Genomic DNA, 20,335 nt, shown 5'->3' with positions numbered 1-20,335 from the left:
CGCGGCCACGCGCCGCGGCGCCTCCACGTCGTCGCCCACCGTCGCCGAGATCGAGGCGGCCCTGCCCGGCTGAGCGAGCCCCCGCCGCCGCCCACCTCCTCCATGTCACCGCTGTCGTGCACCATGGGGGCATGACCACCGCCACCGCACCCGCACTCCGTGACGAGGCCGAACGGCTGCTCCGCGAACTGGCAGGCGAGCACGCCACCCTCCGCGACGACCAGTGGACGGCGATCGAGGCTCTCGTGGTGGGCCGCAGACGGGCGCTGGTCGTCCAGCGGACGGGCTGGGGCAAGTCTGCTGTCTACTTCATCGCCGCGAAGCTCCTGCGCGCGCACGGGCACGGTCCGACGGTGATCGTGTCGCCGCTCCTGGCTCTCATGCGGAACCAGGTGGCGTCGGCCGAGCGGGCCGGGGTGCGCGCCGCCACCATCAACTCGGGCAACGTCACCGAGTGGGACGAGATCCACGCCCGGGTCGCCGAGAACGAACTCGACGTTCTGCTGGTCAGCCCCGAACGCCTCAACAACCCCGACTTCCGCGACCAGGTCCTCCCCTCCCTCGCCGCCGACGCCGGACTCGTCGTGGTCGACGAGGCGCACTGCGTGTCGGACTGGGGGCACGACTTCCGCCCCGACTATCGGCGGATCCGCACGTTGATCGCCGAGCTCGGTGAGGGCATCCCCGTGCTGGCGACCACCGCCACCGCCAACGACCGCGTCGTCGCGGACGTCTCCACCCAGCTCGGGGTGGGTGGCGGCGAAACCCTCGTCCTCCGCGGCGGCCTCGAACGCGAATCGCTGCACCTGTCGGTCGTGCAGATTCCCGAGGCCACCGCCCGCGCGGCCTGGCTCGCCCAGAAGCTCGACAGCCTGCCCGGCTCGGGCATCATCTACGCACTCACCGTGTCGGCGGCACGGGATCTGGCGAGCCTGCTGTCCGAGCAGGGCCATACCGTCGCCGCGTATACCGGGCAGACCGACGCCGCCGAGCGGGAGAGCCTCGAGCAGGACCTGCTCGGCAACCGGGTCAAGGCCCTCGTGGCCACGTCCGCGCTCGGGATGGGGTTCGACAAGCCCGACCTCGGGTTCGTCGTGCACCTCGGTGCACCGTCGTCCCCCATCTCCTACTACCAGCAGGTCGGGCGCGCGGGGCGGTCCACCGACCGCGCCGAGGTGATCCTGCTGCCGGGATCCGAGGACAAACAGATCTGGAGCTATTTCGCGTCCGTGGCGTTTCCCCGCGAGCACGTGGTGCGCCGGGTGATCGAGGTCCTCGACACCGACCGGCCACAGTCCACGCAGGCTCTCGAGCCGCTGGTGGAGCTGGGCCGCACCCGGTTGGAGATGGTGTTGAAGGTCCTCGACGTCGACGGTGCCGTGCGCCGGGTGCGCGGCGGCTGGGTGGGCACCGGGGAGCCCTGGACGTACGACGCCGACCGCTACGAGCGCCTCGAACGGGCCCGCGAGTCCGAGCAGCAGGCGATGATCGACTATCAGCGGATCACCACGTGCAGGATGGCGTTCCTACGCGAGCAGCTCGACGATCCGGGTCTGACGGCGAGCACCTCCGAGTGCGGACGGTGCGACAACTGCACCGGAGAGCACCACGACGCGACCGTGGACGCAGAGGCGGTGCAACAGACCAGATCGCGCCTCGAGCGGCCAGGCGTGGATCTCGCGCCCCGTAAACAGTGGCCCACGGGACTCGCGAAGCTCGGCGTGAAGCTGTCCGGGAAGATCACGGACGGCCCCGAACCCGGCCGCGTCCTGGGCCGGCTGTCCGACCTGGGCTGGGGCCAGCGGCTCCGTTCCCTGCTCGACGAACCGGACGGACCCGCCCCCGACGCCGTCCTGAAGGCCTGCATCCAGGTACTGGCGTCCTGGGACTGGGCCGAGCGGCCCACCGCCGTCATGGCGGTCGAATCCGCCACCCACCCGCTCCTGTCGGCGTCGATCGCGGGGCAGCTCGCCGCCGTCGGACGCCTCACCGACCTGGGAGTTCTGCGGCTGCGCCCGGAGCATCCGCCGGTGTCCGCGGCCAACTCGGCCTACCGGGTGGCCGGGCTCGTCGACGCCTGGGAGGCCCCCGGCATTCCCGACGGCGCCGGACCGGTATTGCTCGTCGACACCCTCACGGACACCGGCTGGACCCTCACGATGGCCGCCAGGACCGTCCTCGCGGCGGGTGCCACGTCCGTTCTCCCCTTCGCGCTCGCGAGTCTCAAATAGGCGAAGTGTGTCGCTTGCGGTTCACCCAAAAGTTACATAATGTGATGAGCATCACTTTGCACGTCTCACCTGCAAAGCTCCGCCGCCTGAACTGTCCAATTTCGCGAGGCACGTGAAATCGAAGGGGATGGTTGTTAGGTTCGAATTTCCAATGACGCCTGTTCAGAAGAGTGCCATCCCGACCACCGCGCCGGACGCGGTGTTGTTCAGAAGTCCAGAGATCACTGACGGAGTCCGGCTCTGGGAGATCGCCAGGAACACGGAAGTGCTCGATCTCAATTCGAGCTACGCATACCTGTTGTGGTGTAGAGATTTCAGCCGCTCGTCGGTCGTCGCAGTCGTCGACGAGCGTGTCGTGGGGTTCGTCACGGGGTTCATCCGCCCCGAATCCCCAGCGACGCTGTTCGTCTGGCAAGTTGCCGTAGACGCAGACCAGCGCGGCAAGGGAATTGCAGGTCGCATGCTGAGCGCACTGCTCGATCGACTTGCACCCGAAGGCATTACCCATCTCGAGACGACGATCAGCCCCGACAACGAGGCGTCGATCGCGCTGTTCACCGCATTGGCGCGTCGCCGCGATACGGCGATCGACAAGCAAGAACTGTTCTCCCCTAACGATTTTCCCGATGGACACGAAGCCGAAGATCTGTACACGATCGGCTAAGAGCATGCCCCGGAGGAATGCAGCAACATGACTAATTTCGATACGAACATCTTCGAGAGCCTCGAGTCCGAGGTTCGCAGCTACAGCCGCGGCTGGCCCGCCGTCTTCGAGTCGGCGTCCGGTTCGTGGATCCGCGACGAGAACGGCCGCGACTACCTCGATTTCTTCGCCGGCGCCGGTTCGCTGAACTACGGCCACAACAACCCCGTCCTGAAGTCGGCGCTCGTCGACTACATCGTCGGCGACGGCATCACGCACGGTCTCGACATGTCGACCGTGGCGAAACGCGACCTGCTCGAGACCTTCCAGGACAAGATCCTGAAACCGCGAGGTCTCGACTACAAGGTCCAGTTCCCCGGACCTACCGGCACCAACACCGTCGAGGCCGCGCTGAAATTGGCCCGCAAGGTCACCGGTCGTTCGTCGATCATCAACTTCACCAACGCTTTTCACGGCATGACGCTCGGCGCCCTGTCGGTCACCGGTAACTCGATGAAGCGCGCCGGCGCCGGAATCCCGCTGGTGCATGCCACCCCGATGCCGTTCGACAACTACTTCGACGGAGTCACCGAGGACTTCCAGTGGTTCCGCCGCGTGCTCGACGACTCGGGCAGTGGCTTGAACCGTCCGGCCGCCGTGATCGTCGAAACCGTGCAGGGTGAGGGCGGCGTCAACGTCGCCCGCCCCGAGTGGCTGCGCGCCCTCGCGGACCTGTGCGCCGAGCGCGAGATCCTGCTCATCGTCGACGACGTCCAGATGGGTTGCGGACGCACCGGCCCGTTCTTCTCGTTCGAGATCGCCGGCATCACCCCGGATATCGTGTGCCTGTCGAAGTCGATCGGCGGCTACGGCCTCCCGATGGCGCTGACGCTGTTCAAGCGTGAGCTCGACGTGTGGGGCCCGGGCGAGCACAACGGCACGTTCCGCGGCAACAACCCGTCGTTCGTCACGTCGAAGGTGGCCCTCGACCACTACTGGTCCGACGACACCCTCCACAAGTCGACGCTGGCCAAGGGCGACAAGATCCACCAGGCGTTCACCGAGCTGGCGAACCAGTTCGAGGGCTCCCTCTCGACCCGCGGCCGCGGACTCGTCCAGGGTCTCGTGTTCGACGAGCCGGAGAACGCGGGCAAGGTGTGCAAACTCGCGTTCGACGAGGGACTCCTCGCGGAGACCTCAGGCCCGTCCGACGAGGTGGTCAAGCTCCTGCCGGCGCTGACCATCACCGACGAGGAACTGAACCACGGACTCGCCATTCTCGCCGACGCCACCGGCAAGGTTTGCAGCTAGAGAGAGGACTGACACTCACATGATCGTTCGCACCACCGCAGAAATCACCGACACCGACCGCGACATCACCAGCGAGGACGGCAACTGGCGAAGCAAGCGCATCATCCTCGGCGGCGACAAAGTGGGCTTCTCGTTCCACGAGACCACGATCAAAGCGGGCTCGGTCAACGAGTTCCACTACGCCAACCACGTCGAAGCCGTCTGGCTCGTCGAGGGAACCGGCAAGTTGATCGACCTCGACAACGACAAGGTCTACGAGCTCGGCCCCGGTTCGATGTACCTGCTCAACGGTCACGAGCGTCATCGCGTGGAGCCCGACACCGAGATGCGCATGCTGTGCGTGTTCAACCCGCCCGTCACCGGGCGTGAGGTCCACGACGAGAACGGTGTCTACCCGTTGGTCGAGGTTCCCGCGTAAGTTCGACCACATGGCCGACGACGCTGCTGTTCCAGCTATAGCCATCGGACCCGCCCCGGACCCGCTCCTCGAGGATGCGGTGCGCCGGGGCGGTGCCCGTGTGGCGCCCCTCGAGTCCGCCGACGCCCTGGTCTGGACTGCGGACCCGATCGGGTTCCCGGACCCACTGCCCGAGAACATCCGCTGGGTGCAGCTGAACTCCGCGGGCGTCGAGGAGTGGTTCGCCGCGAAGGTGATCAGGCCCGACACCACGGTCCGGTGGACGTCGGCGGCCGGGGCCTTCGCCGCCACCGTCGCCGAGCACGCACTGACTCTGCTGCTTGCCGGGGTGCGGGCACTGCCCGAGCATCTCGAGGCGAAGACGTGGCGACAGCAGGAGTTCTACCCGAAGATCGGGACCCTGCGCGGCACCACCGTCGCAATCGTGGGTGCCGGCGGCATCGGCCGGGCCCTGATCCCGATGCTCGCGGGTGTCGGGGCGGACGTCATCGCGGTCAACCGTTCCGGCAGCCCCGTCCCGGGCGCGATCGAAACACTTCCCACCACCCGTCTCGGCGAGGTCTGGGCCCGGGCGGACCACTTCGTGATCGGGGCGCCCGCCACCGACGCCACGCACCATCTCGTCGGGGCGGCGGAGTTCGCCCAGATGAAACCGACCGCGTGGGTGATCAACGTGGCACGCGGCTCCCTCATTCACACCAATGCTCTGGTGAAAGCGCTGCGGGACAAGACCATCGGCGGGGCTGGGCTCGACGTCACCGATCCTGAACCCTTGCCCGACGGCCATCCGCTGTGGGACCTGCCCAACGTGATCATCACGCCGCACGATTCCAACCCGCCGTCGGTCCGTCCGCCGGCGTTTGCCGAGCACGTGGCGCTGAACGTCACCCGCTTCGTCGCCGGCGAGAATCTCACCGCGCTGATCGATCCTGTCGTCGGGTACTGAGCTTTCGCTACCCTGGAGTGCGTGTTCGACCGACTGATCGACGTACTCGGCGGCCGGCGGCTGTGTGTGCTCACCGGCGCCGGCATCTCGACCGACTCCGGCATCCCCGACTACCGGGGTCCGGATTCGCCGCCGCGCAATCCCATGACGTTCCAGCAGTTCACCGGTGACCCCGATTTCCGCCGCCACTACTGGGCGCGGAACCACATCGGGTGGCGGCACATGGACGCCGCACGCCCGAACACCGGCCACCGTGCCCTGGCGGGCCTGGAACGGGCCGGCGTCGCAGGCGCGGTCATCACGCAGAACGTCGACCTCCTGCACACGAAGGCCGGCACTCGCCGGGTGATCGACCTGCACGGCACCTATGCCCAGGTCCGGTGCCTCGACTGCGACGCCCTGATCTCACGTGCGACGCTCGCCGACCGGCTCGAGCGCGCGAACCCCGGCTTCGCCGAAACCGTCGCTGCCGCACAGGGAGTGGAGATCGCACCGGACGCCGACGCGGTGATCACCAGCACCGAGCACTTCCGTATGGTCGACTGCGCGGCCTGCGGTGGATTGCTCAAACCCGACATCGTGTACTTCGGCGAATCCGTGCCGAAACCGAGGGTCGCGGCCGCCTACGACGTGGTCGACGAGGCCGAGGCACTCCTGGTCGCCGGTTCGTCGCTCACCGTGATGTCGGGACTGCGGTTCGTCCGGCGCGCCGCGAAACGCGGCATCCCCATCGCCATCGTCAACCGGGGGACGACGCGCGGCGACGAGTTCGCGACGCTCACCGTCCACGCCGGCTGCTCGGAGGCACTCACCGCGCTGCTCGACGCGTCGTCCGCACTGCCCGATTGACCGCTAGAGCGGTACCAGGTCGTCCGCGTGGACCACGGGGCGCTGCATCTCGGCGGGCAGTTCCTGGGTCGACTTGCCCAGGATGTCGCTGATCTCGGCCGAGTCGTAGGCCACCACTCCCCTGGCCACGGGACGTTCCTCGGGGCCGAGGAGTGACACGACGTCGCCGCCGTAGAACCGCCCCGACACCGCGGTGATGCCGGCGGGCAGCAACGACCGGCGCTTGGTGACGACGGCACGGACGGCGCCCTCGTCGATGTGCAGGATTCCCTGCTCGTCGGCGGCGTGGCGCACCCAGAACTTACGCGCCGACAACCGGGACGGCCGGGCCGCGAACGCTGTCCCCACCCCGGCATCCCGTAACGCGGTGCCGGCGTCGGAGGCGGCGGCGAGCAGCACGGGTACCCCGGCATCGGCCGCGAGACGCGCCGCCGACAACTTGGACGCCATCCCGCCGGTACCGAGGGCGCCGCCCGAGCCCGCGATCACCCCGTCGAGATCCTCGGGGCTGTTCACCTCGGGAATCAGCGTCGCGTTGCCCTTGCGGGGGTCGCCGTCGTACAGCCCGTCGACGTCCGACAACAGGACCAGTGCGTCGGCGCCGACCAGGTGCGCGACGAGCGCCGCGAGCCGGTCGTTGTCCCCGAAGCGCAGCTCCGCCGTGGCAACCGTGTCGTTCTCGTTGACGATCGCGACGGCGTGCAGTGCGCGCAGCCGGTCGAGGGTGCGTTGCGCGTTGCGGTGCTGCGCGCGGCGGGCGATGTCGTCGGCGGTGAGGAGCACCTGCCCGACCGTGCGCCCGTACCGCGCGAAGGAGGTGCCCCACGCGTGGGCCAGGGCCAGCTGGCCCACGCTCGCGGCGGCCTGCTTGGTCGCCAGATCCCGTGGCCGCTTGGTCAGCCCCAGCGGGGCCAGACCCGCTCCCACGGCTCCGGAGGACACGACGACCACGTCGGAACCGGCACGCATCCGTGCCTCGATCGCGTCGGCCAGCGCGTCGAGCCGACCGACGTCGAGGCCGCCGACCAGGCTGGTCAGCGCCGACGATCCGATCTTCACGACAATGCTTCCCGCCGACGCAATCGTGCGCCGGGTGGCGCTCACTGGTCTTCGGGGTCGAGGCCTTCGAGACCGCGACGGACCCTGGATGCGTGCTTGCGTTCGGTCGCGCCGATGCGCTCGACCTGATCCAGACGCGGGTCGGTGCCGCGCCCGGTGCGGGTGAGGTCGACGCCGGCGGGTGTCTGGGGCTCCCAGTCGAAGCTCACGTTGCCGATCGTGACGGACGCGCCCGGCTCCGCACCCTGCTTGACGAGTTCGGTTTCCACACCGAGCCGCGCGAGGCGGTCGGCGAGGTAGCCCACGGCCTCGTCGTTGTCGAACTGCGTCTGCCGCACCCAGCGCTCCGGCCGCGTGCCGCGGACGATGAACCCACCCGGGATCTCGGGATCGGCGACGACGCTGAAGCTGTTCTCGTTGGCGATCACGGGGCGGATCACCTGACGCTTCGGTTCGGCCTTCGGGTTCGCCTCACGGTAGTCCGCCACCAGTTTTGCGAGCGCGAACGTCAACGGGCGCAACCCCTCTCGGCTGACCGCCGAGATCGTGAAGATCGGCCACCCACGGGCCTCGAGGTCGGGGGTCACCATCTCGGCCAATTCGGCTGCCTCCGGCACGTCCGCCTTGTTCAGGATCACGATGCGGGGGCGGTCCGCGAGGTCACCGAGCCCGGTGTCCCCGGACAGTGCGCCCTTGTACGCGGCGAGTTCCGCCTCGAGCGCATCGATGTCGGAGATCGGGTCGCGGCCGGGGTCGAGGGTCGCGCAGTCCACGACGTGGGCCAGGACGGCGCACCGCTCGAGGTGGCGCAGGAAGTCCAGTCCCAGGCCGCGGCCGTCGCTGGCGCCGGGGATCAGCCCGGGCACGTCGGCCACCGTGAACGTGGTGTCGCCGCTCGAGACCACACCGAGGTTCGGCACGAGGGTGGTGAACGGGTAGTCGGCGATCTTCGGCTTCGCAGCCGAGAGGACCGACACGAGCGAGGACTTGCCCGCCGACGGGAAGCCGACCAGCCCGACATCGGCCACCGACTTCAGTTCGAGGACCAGTTCCCGCTCCACACCGTCCTCACCGAGGAGCGCGAAGCCCGGCGCCTTGCGCGCCTTGGAGGACAGGGCGGCGTTGCCGAGCCCGCCGCGACCGCCCTGGGCGGCCTCGAAGCGGGTGCCGACACCGATGAGGTCGGCGAGGATTCGGCCGTCCCCGTCGAGGACGACGGTGCCGTCGGGGACCCTGAGGATCAGGTCGTCGCCCTGGGCGCCGTCACGGTTGCTGCCCATCCCCTGCTTGCCGTTGGTGGCCTTCGCGTGGGGATGGAAATGGAAGTCGAGGAGGGTGTGGACGTTGCCGTCCACCTCGAGTACGACGTCACCGCCACGCCCGCCGTTGCCGCCGTCCGGGCCACCGAGCGGTTTGAACTTCTCCCGGTGTACGGAGGCGCAGCCATTGCCGCCTTTTCCGGCGCTGACGTGCAGCACGACGCGGTCAATGAATCGGGACATGACTGCCGGATCCTTCCTCAGTCAATTGTGTTGATCTCACTCTGAAACAAACAATAGGGGCGGACCGGGTATCACGACCCAGGTCCGCCCCTATTGGGAGCTTGAAACGCCCCTTACGGGACGATGCATACTCGCGGCAGGACTAGGCCTCTGCCGCCGCCGGAACGATGTTCACGGTCTTGCGTCCACGCTTGGTGCCGAACTCGACAGCACCGGCAGAGAGCGCGAAGAGCGTGTCGTCGCCGCCACGGCCGACGTTGACGCCGGGGTGGAAGTGGGTTCCGCGCTGTCGCACCAGGATCTCGCCGGCGCTGACGGACTGGCCGCCGAAGCGCTTCACGCCGAGTCGCTGAGCATTGGAATCGCGACCGTTACGGGAGCTGGATGCACCCTTCTTATGTGCCATGTTCTTGACCCTCCTCGGGTGAAATCAGCTCTAACTAGCTACTTGATGCCGGTGACCTTGAGGACCGTCAGCTTCTGCCTGTGGCCCTGACGCTTGTGGTAGCCGGTCTTGTTCTTGAACTTGTGGATCCGGATCTTCGGGCCCTTGGTGTGCTCGACGACCTCACCCGTGACCGAGATCTTGGCCAGCTTGTCGGCGTCGGTCGTCAGATCGGATCCGTCGACGACGAGAACGGGAGCAAGCGAGACAGCAGTGCCGGGCTCACCCTCGATCTTCTCGACCTTGACGAGGTCACCAACAGCGACCTTGTACTGCTTTCCGCCGGTCTTGACGATCGCGTACGTTGCCATCGGAGGGCTACCCCTTGCTTCTTCGAACTTGCTCGCGCCACAGTGTGCGCGACTGGTCTGGTGTGACGGCTAGCTCGGTCGAGGTCGCGCAGCCTTCACACGTGAGGGCACAGCTGACCTTCATCGCCGAGTAGCGACTGGTCAAGGTTACAGGAAGGCAACCGTTCCGTACAAACCGGTGTCGATTGCCTTCCCGAGCTCCCTTGTCAGTGGTCGGCGTCCACCGGCGGGCCGGCGGGCCGGGCCGCGGCGCGTCGGCGACGCGGCTTCCGCGGTGCTGCCTGAGAGTCCGCGCCGTCGGGCGAGGGCGCCGAAGGTCCGCTCACGGTCGACGCCGACATGGCAGGTTCCGGTGCATGCTCCACGCCGTGCTCCGGTGTCGGCATCACGAACACGGTGCCTGCACTCGGGGCTTCCGACACCGGCGCGGCCGCCGCCCTCGACACCCGACGACTCCGGCGCCGCGTCGGGGCCACAGGCTCCGGCTCGGGCTCCACGACGGGTGCCGGGGTCTCGGCGACCGGAGCCGCCTCGATCACGGCCTCCTCGGCCACACGTTCCTCGACCGCAGGTTCCTCCGCCGCAGGCTCTTCCACCACGGCCTCGGCGACGACGGTTTCCGCGGCGACGGCCTCGTCGGCCTCCGGTGCCACGACGGCTTCCGCGGCCACCGCTGCCGGGGCCTCGGCCACAGCCTCTTCGATACCGGGAACCTCGGCCGCCGGCGTCTCCACCGTCGGCGCGGCCGGCTGCTCGGGCGCAACGGCGACCGGCTCGGACTCCGCGTGTGCGTGCGCGGCCTCGTCCTCGTGATGGTGGTGTGCCATCGCGAGAGCGACCGGGTGAGCCCGCTTGACGGTGGCGTCCACCGTCGGCGTCTCCTCGTGCGCGGCCGGCTGCGAGGTGTCCCCGCCGGACGACTTGTCGCGTCCCCGCTTCTTGCGGGAGCCGCCGGAGTCGCCGCCGCGGGACGACCCGCGCGAACCGGTGTCCTCGGAGGTCTTCACCTCGATCGGCTCGGCGTGGACGATGATGCCCCGGCCGTGGCAGTGCTCACACGTGGTGGAGAACGCCTCGACCAGACCGGTGCCGAGCTTCTTCCGCGTCATCTGGACCAGGCCCAGCGACGTCACCTCGGACACCTGGTGGCGGGTGCGGTCCCGGCCCAGCGCCTCGGTCAGGCGTCGCAGCACGAGATCGCGGTTCGACTCGAGCACCATATCGATGAAGTCGACGACGATCATGCCGCCGATGTCGCGCAGTCGCATCTGCCGCACGATCTCCTCGGCTGCCTCGAGGTTGTTCCGGGTGACGGTCTCCTCGAGGTTTCCGCCGGCACCGGTGAACTTGCCGGTGTTGACATCGACCACGGTCATCGCCTCGGTGCGGTCGATCACGAGGGTGCCGCCGGACGGCAACCAGACCTTGCGATCGAGGGCCTTGGCCAGCTGCTCGTCGATGCGGTGCGCCTCGAAGACGTCGACGCCGTTGTCCGAGGTGTGCTGTTCGAGCCTCGGCAGGAGGTCGGGGGCGACGGACTTGATGTACGACTCGACCGTCGACCAGGCCTTCTCACCCTCGATGACGAGCGTGGAGAAGTCCTCGTTGAACAGGTCGCGGATGACCTTCACGAGAAGGTCGGGCTCCTCGTACAGCGCCTGCGGGTTCCCGGACTTACCGGAGTCCGCCTTCGCCGCCTGCGCCTCGATCTCGGCCCACTGTTCCTGCAGGCGCTTCACGTCGCGGGCGAGTTCCTCTTCGCTCACACCCTCCGACGCCGTCCGGATGATGACACCGGCGTCGGCGGGCACGATGTCGCGCAGGATGTCCTTGAGGCGTTTGCGCTCGGTGTCGGGCAGTTTGCGGCTGATCCCGGTGGACGTCCCGCCGGGCACGTACACGAGGAAGCGGCCCGCGAGGCTGATCTGCGTGGTCAGCCGGGCACCCTTGTGTCCGACCGGATCCTTGCTGACCTGGACCAGCACCTGGTCGCCCGGCTTGAGGGCCTGCTCGATCTTGCGGGAGTTGCCACCGAGCCCGGCGGCCTCCCAGTTGACCTCACCGGCGTACAGCACGCCGTTGCGTCCGCGGCCGATGTCGATGAACGCCGCTTCCATGCTGGGCAGCACGTTCTGGACGCGTCCGAGGTAGACGTTGCCGACCATCGACGCCGACGCCGACGTGGTCACGAAGTGTTCGACGAGGACACCGTCCTCGAGGACCGCGACCTGCGTCGTCGCGTGCGGCTGCCCGGTGGCGATGCGGTCGCGGACGACCATCACGCGGTCGACGGCCTCGCGGCGGGCCAGGAACTCCGACTCCGTCAGGATCGGCGGACGGCGGCGGCCTGCGTCGCGACCGTCGCGGCGACGCTGACGCTTCGCCTCGAGCCGGGTCGACCCGGTGATGCCCTGGACCTCGTCCTTCGAGCGGCTCTTGTTGCGCGGTTCGCGCTCGTGCACGACGGTGTTCGGCGGATCGTCCTCGGACGTGGTCTCGCCCGGACCCTCGCCACCGGACTTGCGACGACGGCGACGACGGCGACGACGGCTCGAACCGTCGGAGTCACCTTCACCGGTCTCTTCGTCTTCGGACTGGTCGGATTCCGCCTGCTCGGCGGCCGCGGGCTTCTCGTCGGAGTCCTTCTTCGACTTGTCCTCGGCCTCGCGGCTGGGCTTGTCGGCGGCCTTCTCCTCCCGCGCGGACTCCTCCGCCTCGGCACCTGCGGGCTCGGTGTCGGTGTCGGTGTCGGTGTCCTGCTCGTTGGGCTGCTCGCCGCGTCCACGACCGCGGCCGCGGCGGCCCCGGCGACGACGGCGCGGCTGATCGCCGTCGACGTCGGACTCGTCCGACTCGGTGTCGGCCGCGCCGGTGTCCGTGGCCTTCGCGGGCTCGGCGACCTCGTCATGCTTTTCGGCGACGGGCGGCTGCTCGGTGGTGGGTTCCGGCGTCCCGGCGTCCCGGCGACTGCGCCGGCGACGCGGCGGGGTCTCGACCGCCGCGAGGTCGGGCTGCAGGAACAGCGGGACCTGGGCGGCGGAGGGAGGGGTCTCGGCGGCAGGCTCGGCAGCCGGCGCTTCGACCTGGTAGGACGCGGTGGTGAACAGGTCACGTCCCAGATCGGGCTCGGCGGGTGCGGCCTCCTCGGCCGGGGCCGGAACTTCCTCGGCGGGAGCCTCCTGAGCAGGAATCTCCGGAGCCGCGGCCTGCTCGGCGGCCGCTTCCTCCACGTCTGCGGCGACGATCGGCTCCGGAGCCACCTCGACGGCCGCCTCGGCGACGGGGGTTTCCGCTGCTGCCCCGGCCGTGACCGGTGCCTCGACGGGAGCAGTCTCCGCAGGTGAGAGAGTTGCGTGAATACGCTGCGCGATGTCTCGTTGCAGGCTCGACTGCGCACTGCGCAGTTCGATTCCGAGGGCCGCTGCCTCGGCGAGAACCTGCTTGCTCGTGACGCCCAGCAACTTGGCGAGGGCGTGAACGCGCATCTTCTCCGGAAGATCGGGAACCGCACTCCCGGCGGTGGCCGTATCGTTCGGCTCTGAATTTGTGGGCGGCGCTTGATCGGCCACGTAATCTCCTCAGCCCCCGGGCGCGTCCACTCCCGTGTCTGGGAGTGTCACGCGGCCACGCGAGGGCGCAGTGTGTGTACTCGCGCCCCAGGTGTGAGCGCGAGATTGTCTGGTCTCGCTCCACACGCGCATACAGTGTCCGTTTTCACTGCACACCCATGTGGTGCCTTGCGGATGGCCGTCATCCACGGCGCGAGCGCCTGATCATCCAGCGTGCCGGTACGTCCAGGTATTTCCTGTTGACGCAGGGGCAGCGATGAAGGGCATCGAGCCGTGGTGTCATCCGGTCGAAGCCACGTGGTGCTCAAATTGCGGTCCGACCACCCTCAGTATCCCACACGTCTGCCACAGTCCGCGCCAGCGGCGCACCTATCCGTCTGGAACAAGTTCCGCACGTGATGCGCCGCCGGCCCGGAGGGCACGGTCGGTTGGTGAAGAGGAGGTCAGTTACCGGCGAGGTGGGGGAACCAGAGAGCGATCTCGCGCTCTGCCGACTCGACGGAGTCGGAGCCGTGAACCAGGTTCTCCTGGGCTTCGAGCCCGAAATCGCCGCGGATCGTGCCCGGAACGGCCTTCTCGACCGGGTCGGTGCCGCCGGCGAGCTGGCGGAACGCCGCGATGGCCCGAGGGCCTTCGAGCACTGCCGCGACGAGCGGACCGCCCGTGATGAACTCGAGCAGACCGGGGTAGAACGGGCGGCCTTCGTGCTCGGCGTAGTGGGCCGCTGCGATGTCGCCGGGAGCGGTGCGCAGGTCGAGCGCGGAGATCGTCAGACCCTTCCGCTCGATACGACCGAGGATTTCTCCTACATATCCGCGGGCAACGGCGTCGGGCTTGATCAGGACAAGGGTGCGCTCAGTCACGGCGGACAGCCTAAATGGTCAGCCCCGCTGCCCCGGCAGCAGGCCCCGCTCCATTCGCTGACGGACATTCCGGCGGAAGTAGAGAAGGTAGCCCCACAGAATGGCGAAGACGACTCCGACGGAGCCGATCGACACGTGGACGAAGAAGCCGAGCAGGAGCCCCACCTGCAACAACAGGTTGTATTTCATCGCCCAGGGGCGGCCCTGCAGGCCCGCGCCGAGGATCATGAGCACCGCCAGCCCCACGAGGTACGTCCCCGACCACCAGGTCAGTCCGCCGCCGACGGTCGCGACGACCGGCAGGGCGAGAAGCACCACGATTGCTTCCAGGATCAGGGACCCGGCCACCACTCCGCGGAACCCCTTCCAGGGATCCTTGGCCGGCGGCCCGAACTCCGGTTCCGAGGCATTCGAGTCTGACTCGCTCACGCTGGGTCCTTTCCGAAGAGGGTCCGGGCCGCACCGGCTGTCACCACGGATCCGGTGACCACGACACCTGCCCCCGAGACTGCTTCACCGGGCTCCGCGACCTCTTCGGCCAGCCCGATGGCCGTTTCCAGCGCGTCGGCGAGGGTCGGCGCCACCACCACGCGTTCGTCGCCGAACTTCGCGACGGCGAGGTTGGCGAGGTCGTCGACGTCCATGGCCCGCGGGGAACCGTTGTGCGTCACCACGAGTTCGTCGAACACGGGCTCCAGCGCCGACAGGATGCCGTCGACGTCCTTGTCCCCCATCACGCTCACGACACCGACGAGTTTGCGGAAGTCGAACTCGGCGGTCAGCGCGGCGGCGAGCGCCCGGGCCCCGTCCGGGTTGTGGGCGGCGTCGATGAAGACGGTCGGGGCGCTGCGCACCCGTTCCAGTCGTCCCGGATTGACGACCGAGGCGAATGCCTCCCGGATCGCGTCCTGGTCGAGTTGCCGCTCCGGACCCGCGCCGAAGAACGCTTCGACGGCGGCGAGGGCGAGAGAAGCGTTGCGCGCCTGATGTTCTCCGTGGAGGGGCAGGAAGATGTCGGTGTACACACCGCCGAGCCCCTGGAGTTCCAACTGCTGGCCCCCGACGGCGATCTGCCGGGCGAGCACCGTGAACTCGGAGCCTTCCCGCGCGACCGCGGCATCGACCTCGACGGCTCGGCGCAGCAGTACGTCCATCACTTCCGGGGTCTGCTCGGCGAGGATCGCGACGGCGTCGCGCGGCACCAGAGCGCCCTCACGCCCCTTCTTGATGATGCCGGCCTTCTCTTCTGCGATCCCCGCGAGGTCGTCGCCGAGATACTCCGCGTGATCGAGGCTGATCGGGGTGATCACCGCGATCTCGCCGTCGATGACATTCGTTGCGTCCCAACGCCCGCCGAGGCCCACCTCGACCACGGCGACGTCGACGGGCGCCTCCGCGAACGCGGCGTACGCCATCGCGGTGAGCACCTCGAACTTGCTCATCGCCGGGCCGCCTGCCGCCTGCGACTGCTGGTCGATCATCTGGACGTACGGCTCGATCTCCCGGTACGTGTCGACGTAGCGGCGCGGCGACACCGGGCGTCCGTCGAGGCTGATCCGCTCGGTGGCGAGCTGCAGGTGCGGGCTGGTGGTGCGACCCGTGCGCCGGTGCAGCGCGGTGAGCAGCGCGTCGATCATCCGTGTCACCGACGTCTTGCCGTTCGTGCCGGTGACGTGGATCGCCGGGTAGCCGTGCTGCGGGGACCCGAGGATGTCCATCAGCGCCGCGATCCGGCTCAGCGACGGCTCGATCTTCGTCTCGGGCCACCGCTTGTCGAGTTCGGCCTCGACGAGCGTCAACTCGGCGAGGTCGACGGGGCTGACTTCCTCCGGCGTGAAGTCGGGCGAGGTCACGCGCCTTCCAGCTCCTTCAATCGCTTGGTGATGCGTTCGATTTCTTCGGTCGCGATCTGCTGACGCGTCCGGATCTTCTCCTTGACCGCGTCCGGGGCCTTCGCCAGGAACGCCTCGTTGGAGAGTTTCGCGGTGGTCCCGGCGAGTTCTTTCTGCGCCGCCGCGAGGTCCTTCTCCAGCCGCGCCTTCTCGGCGCCGAGATCGACGTTGCCGGACGTGTCGAGGTCGACCGTGACGGTCGCCTTGCTCAGCCGTACCTCCACCGAGGCGGACACGGTGAATCCCTCCTCCGGGTCCGTCAGCCGCGCCAGCGACGTGACGGCGGCGAGCTGGGTGTCCAGATCGGCCTCGGCGATCCCGCCGACCCGCGCGGGGACGCGCTGCGAGGGCTTCAGACCCTGATCGCTGCGGAAGCGGCGCACCTCCGTCACCAGCCGCTGCATGTCCTCGATGCGCTGGGCCGCAACCGAATCCGCTGCGGCGCCGCTCGACTGCGGCCATTCCGCCACCACGACGGACTCACCGCCGGTGAGCACCTTCCACAGGGTTTCCGTGACGAACGGGATCACCGGGTGGAGCAGGCGCAGCAGGGCGTCGAGGACGTTGCCGAGCACGGTCCTCGTGTTCGCCGCGACGGTCTCGTTCCCGGCGAACTGCACCTTGGCCAGTTCGAGGTACCAGTCGCAGACCTCGTCCCACGCGAAGTGGAACAGCGCCTCGCACGCCTTGCTGAACTCGTAACGGTCGAACGCGGCGTCGACCTCACCGCGCACCTGCTCGAGGCGGTCCAGAATCCATCGGTCCGCGTCGGTCAGGTCTCCCCGTTCGGGCAGGGTTGCCGGCGCGGCCCCGTTCATCAGCGCGAACTTGGTGGCGTTGAACAGCTTGGTCGCGAAGTTCCGCGAGGACTGCGCGTGGTCCTCGCCGACGGACAGGTCGCTGCCGGGGTTCGCGCCGCGGGCGAGCGTGAAGCGGAGGGCGTCGGCGCCGAAGCGGTCGACCCAGTCGAGCGGGTCGATGCCGTTGCCCCGCGACTTCGACATCTTCTTGCCGAACTGGTCGCGGACGAGCCCGTGCAGGAAGACGTCCTCGAACGGCATCTGCGGTCCGGACTTGCCTTCGCTGAACTCCCCGTCGCTTCGCTCGCCCCGCCCCGTGATGGCGTCGTCCTCCGACACGTAGGTGCCGAACATCATCATCCGCGCCACCCAGAAGAACAGGATGTCGTAGCCGGTGACGAGAACACTGGTGGGATAGAACTTCTCGAGCTCGGGCGTCTTGTCGGGCCAGCCCATCGTCGAGAACGGCCACAACCCGGAGGAGAACCAGGTGTCGAGGACGTCGGGATCCTGCACCCAGCCCTCGGGGGCGGTCTCGTCCGGTCCGAAGCACGCGACCTCACCGTCGGGGCCGTACCAGATCGGGATCCGGTGGCCCCACCACAGCTGACGGGAAATGCACCAGTCGTGCATGTCGTCGACCCAGGCGAACCAGCGCGGTTCCTGGCTGGCCGGGTGGATGACGGTGTCACCGTTGCGTACCGCGTCACCCGCAGCCTTAGCCAGGGACTCGACCTTCACCCACCACTGCAGCGACAGGCGCGGTTCGATGGACTCACCGGTGCGCTCGGAGTGTCCGACGCTGTGCAGGTAGGGGCGCTTCTCCGCGACCACGCGACCCTGCTCGGCGAGCGCCTCACGCACCTTGACCCGCGCCTCGAAGCGGTCGAGTCCGTCGAATTGCGTTCCCGTGTCGGCGATCTTGCCGGTCTTGTCCATGATGGTCGGCATCGGCAGGTTGTGCCGCAGACCCATCTCGAAGTCGTTGGGGTCGTGCGCCGGAGTAATCTTGACGGCGCCGGTGCCGAACTCGGGATCGACGTACTCGTCCGCGACGATCGGGATGTCTCGGCCGGTGAAGGGGTGCTCGAGCGTCGTCCCGATCAGGTGCTTGTAGCGCTCGTCGTCGGGGTGGACGGCCACCGCGGTATCGCCGAGCATCGTCTCGACACGGGTGGTGGCGACCACGACGTGCGGTTCGTCGTCGTTCAGGGAGCCGTACCGCAGCGAGACCAGTTCGCCCTCGACGTCCTCGAATTTCACCTCGATGTCGGAGATCGCGGTCTGCAGCACGGGCGACCAGTTGACGAGGCGCTCGGCGCGGTAGATCAGACCGTCGTCGTACATGCGCTTGAAGATGGTCTGGACGGCGCGGGAGAGCCCGTCGTCCATGGTGAAGCGGTCGCGGCTCCAGTCGACGCTGTCACCGATGCGGCGCATCTGGCCGCCGATGGTGCCACCCGACTCGCGCTTCCAGTCCCACACCTTGTCGATGAACAGTTCGCGGCCGAAGTCTTCCTTCGTCTTGCCGTCGACCGCGAGCTGCTTCTCGACGACGGTCTGCGTCGCGATGCCGGCGTGATCCATGCCTGGCAGCCACAGCACCTCGTAGCCCTGCATCCGCTTGCGGCGGCTCAGGGCGTCCATCAACGTGTGATCGAGAGCGTGACCCATGTGCAGGCTGCCGGTCACGTTGGGTGGCGGCAGCACGATGGAGTAGCCCGGCTTGGCGCTGTGGGGGTCCGCGCGGAAGTAACCGGCGTCTACCCAGCCCTGATACAGATCGGCCTCGACGGAGCTGGGTTCCCAGCTCTTCGGGAGGGCATCGGCACGGTTCTGGGGATCTTCTGGAGCTGCACTGGTCACCCGTCGAGTCTAATGAACGGCCGAGGAGCCGACGACGCGGCTACCGGACCGCCCCTACTGGTCGCTGAACAGCGCGCGGTGCACCTCGGTCGCGGTGCGATGCTCCTGGTCGACAGGACGCAGCGAATCGCCGGCGTCCTCGCCGGCCGCCTGGGATCCTGCGGTGCTGTGCAGCTCGGAGAAGAGCTGCACGTGGTGCTCGTTCACGGGTTTCCTCCGGTTCGTCTGCCGCATCCAATTGCGGCAACCACTCGAGAGTGTCGAGTATGCATCGAAACCGCCGCCGATCGGCGGCGACACGACGACGCCACGCCGATGGGGTTCCCACACCACCCTGCAGCGGACTCAGCCGGCGCGCTCCGCCACCACGCAGGCGATGTAGAGCGTCATCCCGAGCCCCGACTCGTCCAGCGGGCGACCGAGGAGCCGGGCGATCTTGTCGAGGCGGTTGGCGAGGGTGTTGCGGTGGACGTGCAGCCGCTTCGCGGCCCGGCTGGAGTTGAACCCGCACTCCCCCCAAGCGATCAGTGTGTCCTGCAGCTGCGGCCAGTCGTCGTCGGCGGTCAACGCCCCGAGCGCGGCCCGCGACAGCCTGTCCCGGGTTTCCGCGGGAATCACCGAGATGGCCTGATGGAGCCGGAACCGGTCGATGTCGTAGACGTGACCGCGCGGGTCGAGAACGGAGCCGAGCCGAAGCGCGTCGTACGCGTCCTGGGAGGAGAGGTTGAGCTGTCCGACCCCGTGCGCGATCGAACCGATTCCCACCCGGGTGTCCCACCCCTGTTCGCCGACCACAGACACGCAATTCCGGCACCGGTCCGTCAGCGTCGCATCCGCCGCCGGAGTGTTCGCGGAGACCGCCGTGGTGACCGCGACGAGCTGTCGGGCGAGCGGTGCGACGAGGTCGCTCACCGAATCGAAGACGGTCTGCACCGCGTGCAGAACCGTGTGGGAGGCGGGTTGCCCCGCCACGGCAGCGTCGTCGACCTTCCGGTCGTAGCTGATCAACACCATCGCCCGGGGGATCCGCAGGTCGTACCCCAGACCCGTTGCCCTCCGGACGATCTGAGCCTCGGTGAACGTGGAGCGATGCCAGTCGCAGATGTCGCGGAGCAACTCTTCCGCGGCCCGCTCGTAGGTGAGCCGGGTACCGATCCGCGACGCCTCCTGCATCAGGATCTCGGTCTGTCTCTTGACCACCAGTCCGAATTGTTCGACCTGCTCCGGAGAGCCGGACAGTCCGATCGTCCCGACGACCTCGCCGTCGATGACGAGCGGGATGGTGACGCCGGGCAGGCTGCCGACGAGGTCGCGGACGTCCGCGGCCGAGTGCGCGATCATCCGCCGCGCTCGGATCACCTCGATCGACGCCTCGTGGAACTGGCCGATGCGACGTTCGTCGCCGCTGCCGACCACCGTGCCGGACGCGTCGGTGATGAGCACGTTGAACCCGATGACATCGGTGATTTCGTTCGCGATCTGTTGCGCCAGAGCCTCACTCAGCATTCGCGCCCCTCATTCCTGAATGACTGTGCATCTCGCACAATAGATGGCCGAATTCAGTGTAATCTCCGGGCACCTTGCCTAGTGACTGCGGTCACACACCGTTCCTACGATGGGCTCATCCCAA

Annotated in this window: 17 protein-coding genes; 6 read left to right on the top strand and 11 right to left on the bottom strand. The window is 68.3% G+C overall.

Annotation, left to right across the window (positions count from 1 at the left end; all coding sequences use genetic code 11):
- Nucleotides 1–131: 131 nt before the first annotated feature.
- From RJ1_RS41095 to RJ1_RS41075, 6 genes are all read left to right on the top strand, one after another.
- On the top strand, nt 132–2,231 hold the full coding sequence (locus RJ1_RS41095) for a RecQ family ATP-dependent DNA helicase (RefSeq protein ID WP_073369650.1): 2,100 nt from the start codon (nt 132–134) through the stop codon (nt 2,229–2,231).
- A 151-nt stretch (nt 2,232–2,382) separates the two neighbouring features.
- On the top strand, nt 2,383–2,895 hold the full coding sequence (gene ectA / locus RJ1_RS46445; protein ID WP_074872866.1) for a diaminobutyrate acetyltransferase: 513 nt from the start codon (nt 2,383–2,385) through the stop codon (nt 2,893–2,895).
- 27 nt (nt 2,896–2,922) lie between these two features.
- The gene (gene ectB / locus RJ1_RS41090) at nt 2,923–4,185 is read left to right on the top strand and encodes a diaminobutyrate--2-oxoglutarate transaminase (RefSeq protein WP_074872869.1); all 1,263 of its coding nucleotides are present in this window, start codon (nt 2,923–2,925) and stop codon (nt 4,183–4,185) included.
- A gap of 19 nt (nt 4,186–4,204) precedes the next feature.
- Complete coding sequence (locus RJ1_RS41085) at nt 4,205–4,603, top strand: ectoine synthase (protein ID WP_073369647.1); 399 nt, start codon at nt 4,205–4,207, stop codon at nt 4,601–4,603.
- A gap of 10 nt (nt 4,604–4,613) precedes the next feature.
- Nucleotides 4,614–5,549 carry a D-isomer specific 2-hydroxyacid dehydrogenase family protein gene (locus tag RJ1_RS41080; RefSeq protein ID WP_073369645.1) on the top strand — a complete coding sequence of 312 codons (936 nt, stop codon included), beginning with the start codon at nt 4,614–4,616 and terminating at the stop codon, nt 5,547–5,549.
- Between the two features lie 21 nt (nt 5,550–5,570).
- On the top strand, nt 5,571–6,398 hold the full coding sequence (locus RJ1_RS41075) for an NAD-dependent protein deacetylase (protein WP_073369643.1): 828 nt from the start codon (nt 5,571–5,573) through the stop codon (nt 6,396–6,398).
- Between the two features lie 3 nt (nt 6,399–6,401).
- Here RJ1_RS41075 and proB read toward each other — a convergent pair whose 3' ends face one another.
- The 11 genes from proB to RJ1_RS41020 form a co-directional block, all read right to left on the bottom strand.
- Nucleotides 6,402–7,502, bottom strand: coding sequence for a glutamate 5-kinase (proB, locus tag RJ1_RS41070; RefSeq protein WP_073369641.1), 1,101 nt, complete (start codon nt 7,500–7,502; stop codon nt 6,402–6,404).
- Nucleotides 7,499–8,959, bottom strand: a complete 1,461-nt coding sequence (gene obgE / locus RJ1_RS41065) for a GTPase ObgE (protein ID WP_073369640.1) — start codon at nt 8,957–8,959, stop codon at nt 7,499–7,501. The genes proB and obgE overlap by 4 nt, the downstream gene beginning before the upstream one ends.
- A 142-nt stretch (nt 8,960–9,101) precedes the next feature.
- Complete coding sequence (rpmA, locus tag RJ1_RS41060) at nt 9,102–9,365, bottom strand: 50S ribosomal protein L27 (protein ID WP_005248077.1); 264 nt, start codon at nt 9,363–9,365, stop codon at nt 9,102–9,104.
- Between the two features lie 38 nt (nt 9,366–9,403).
- Nucleotides 9,404–9,715 (bottom strand): 50S ribosomal protein L21, encoded by a 312-nt coding sequence (gene rplU / locus RJ1_RS41055; RefSeq protein ID WP_005248081.1) that lies wholly within the window; start codon nt 9,713–9,715, stop codon nt 9,404–9,406.
- Between the two features lie 206 nt (nt 9,716–9,921).
- Nucleotides 9,922–13,284, bottom strand: coding sequence for a translation initiation factor IF-2 N-terminal domain-containing protein (locus RJ1_RS41050; RefSeq protein ID WP_073369638.1), 3,363 nt, complete (start codon nt 13,282–13,284; stop codon nt 9,922–9,924).
- Nucleotides 13,285–13,727: 443 nt separating this feature from the next.
- Nucleotides 13,728–14,147: a nucleoside-diphosphate kinase gene (gene ndk, locus RJ1_RS41045; RefSeq protein WP_073369637.1), complete on the bottom strand. Its 420-nt coding sequence runs from the start codon at nt 14,145–14,147 to the stop codon at nt 13,728–13,730.
- 18 nt (nt 14,148–14,165) lie between these two features.
- The gene (locus tag RJ1_RS41040; RefSeq protein WP_073369635.1) at nt 14,166–14,576 is read right to left on the bottom strand and encodes a DUF4233 domain-containing protein; all 411 of its coding nucleotides are present in this window, start codon (nt 14,574–14,576) and stop codon (nt 14,166–14,168) included.
- Entirely contained in the window at nt 14,573–16,000 is a 1,428-nt protein-coding gene (folC, locus tag RJ1_RS41035) for a bifunctional tetrahydrofolate synthase/dihydrofolate synthase (protein WP_073369633.1), read from the bottom strand. The genes RJ1_RS41040 and folC overlap by 4 nt, the downstream gene beginning before the upstream one ends.
- A complete protein-coding gene (locus tag RJ1_RS41030) occupies nt 15,997–18,705 on the bottom strand; it encodes a valine--tRNA ligase (protein WP_073369630.1) in 2,709 nt (902 codons plus the stop codon). Before RJ1_RS41030 ends, folC begins: the two co-directional genes overlap by 4 nt.
- A gap of 54 nt (nt 18,706–18,759) precedes the next feature.
- Entirely contained in the window at nt 18,760–18,912 is a 153-nt protein-coding gene (locus tag RJ1_RS48455) for a hypothetical protein (protein WP_240319739.1), read from the bottom strand.
- Nucleotides 18,913–19,050: 138 nt separating this feature from the next.
- Nucleotides 19,051–20,211, bottom strand: coding sequence for a CdaR family transcriptional regulator (locus RJ1_RS41020; protein WP_073369628.1), 1,161 nt, complete (start codon nt 20,209–20,211; stop codon nt 19,051–19,053).
- Nucleotides 20,212–20,335: the final 124 nt, after the last annotated feature.

The sequence above is a fragment of the Rhodococcus jostii NBRC 16295 genome (genome assembly GCF_001894825.1).
Lineage (GTDB): Bacteria > Actinomycetota > Actinomycetes > Mycobacteriales > Mycobacteriaceae > Rhodococcus_F > Rhodococcus_F jostii.
This window is presented reverse-complemented; position numbering and strand designations above follow the sequence as displayed.

Excerpts from the sequence above, each read along its gene's own strand:
- rplU (WP_005248081.1), bottom strand. The coding sequence starts at position 9,715 with ATGGCAACGTACGCGATCGTCAAGACCGGCGGAAAGCAGTACAAGGTC.
- RJ1_RS41095 (WP_073369650.1), top strand. The coding sequence starts at position 132 with ATGACCACCGCCACCGCACCCGCACTCCGTGACGAGGCCGAACGGCTG.
- RJ1_RS41080 (WP_073369645.1), top strand. The coding sequence starts at position 4,614 with ATGGCCGACGACGCTGCTGTTCCAGCTATAGCCATCGGACCCGCCCCG.
- ectA (WP_074872866.1), top strand. The coding sequence starts at position 2,383 with ATGACGCCTGTTCAGAAGAGTGCCATCCCGACCACCGCGCCGGACGCG.
- RJ1_RS41085 (WP_073369647.1), top strand. The coding sequence starts at position 4,205 with ATGATCGTTCGCACCACCGCAGAAATCACCGACACCGACCGCGACATC.
- ectB (WP_074872869.1), top strand. The coding sequence starts at position 2,923 with ATGACTAATTTCGATACGAACATCTTCGAGAGCCTCGAGTCCGAGGTT.
- rpmA (WP_005248077.1), bottom strand. The coding sequence starts at position 9,365 with ATGGCACATAAGAAGGGTGCATCCAGCTCCCGTAACGGTCGCGATTCC.
- RJ1_RS41020 (WP_073369628.1), bottom strand. The coding sequence starts at position 20,211 with ATGCTGAGTGAGGCTCTGGCGCAACAGATCGCGAACGAAATCACCGAT.
- obgE (WP_073369640.1), bottom strand. The coding sequence starts at position 8,959 with ATGTCCCGATTCATTGACCGCGTCGTGCTGCACGTCAGCGCCGGAAAA.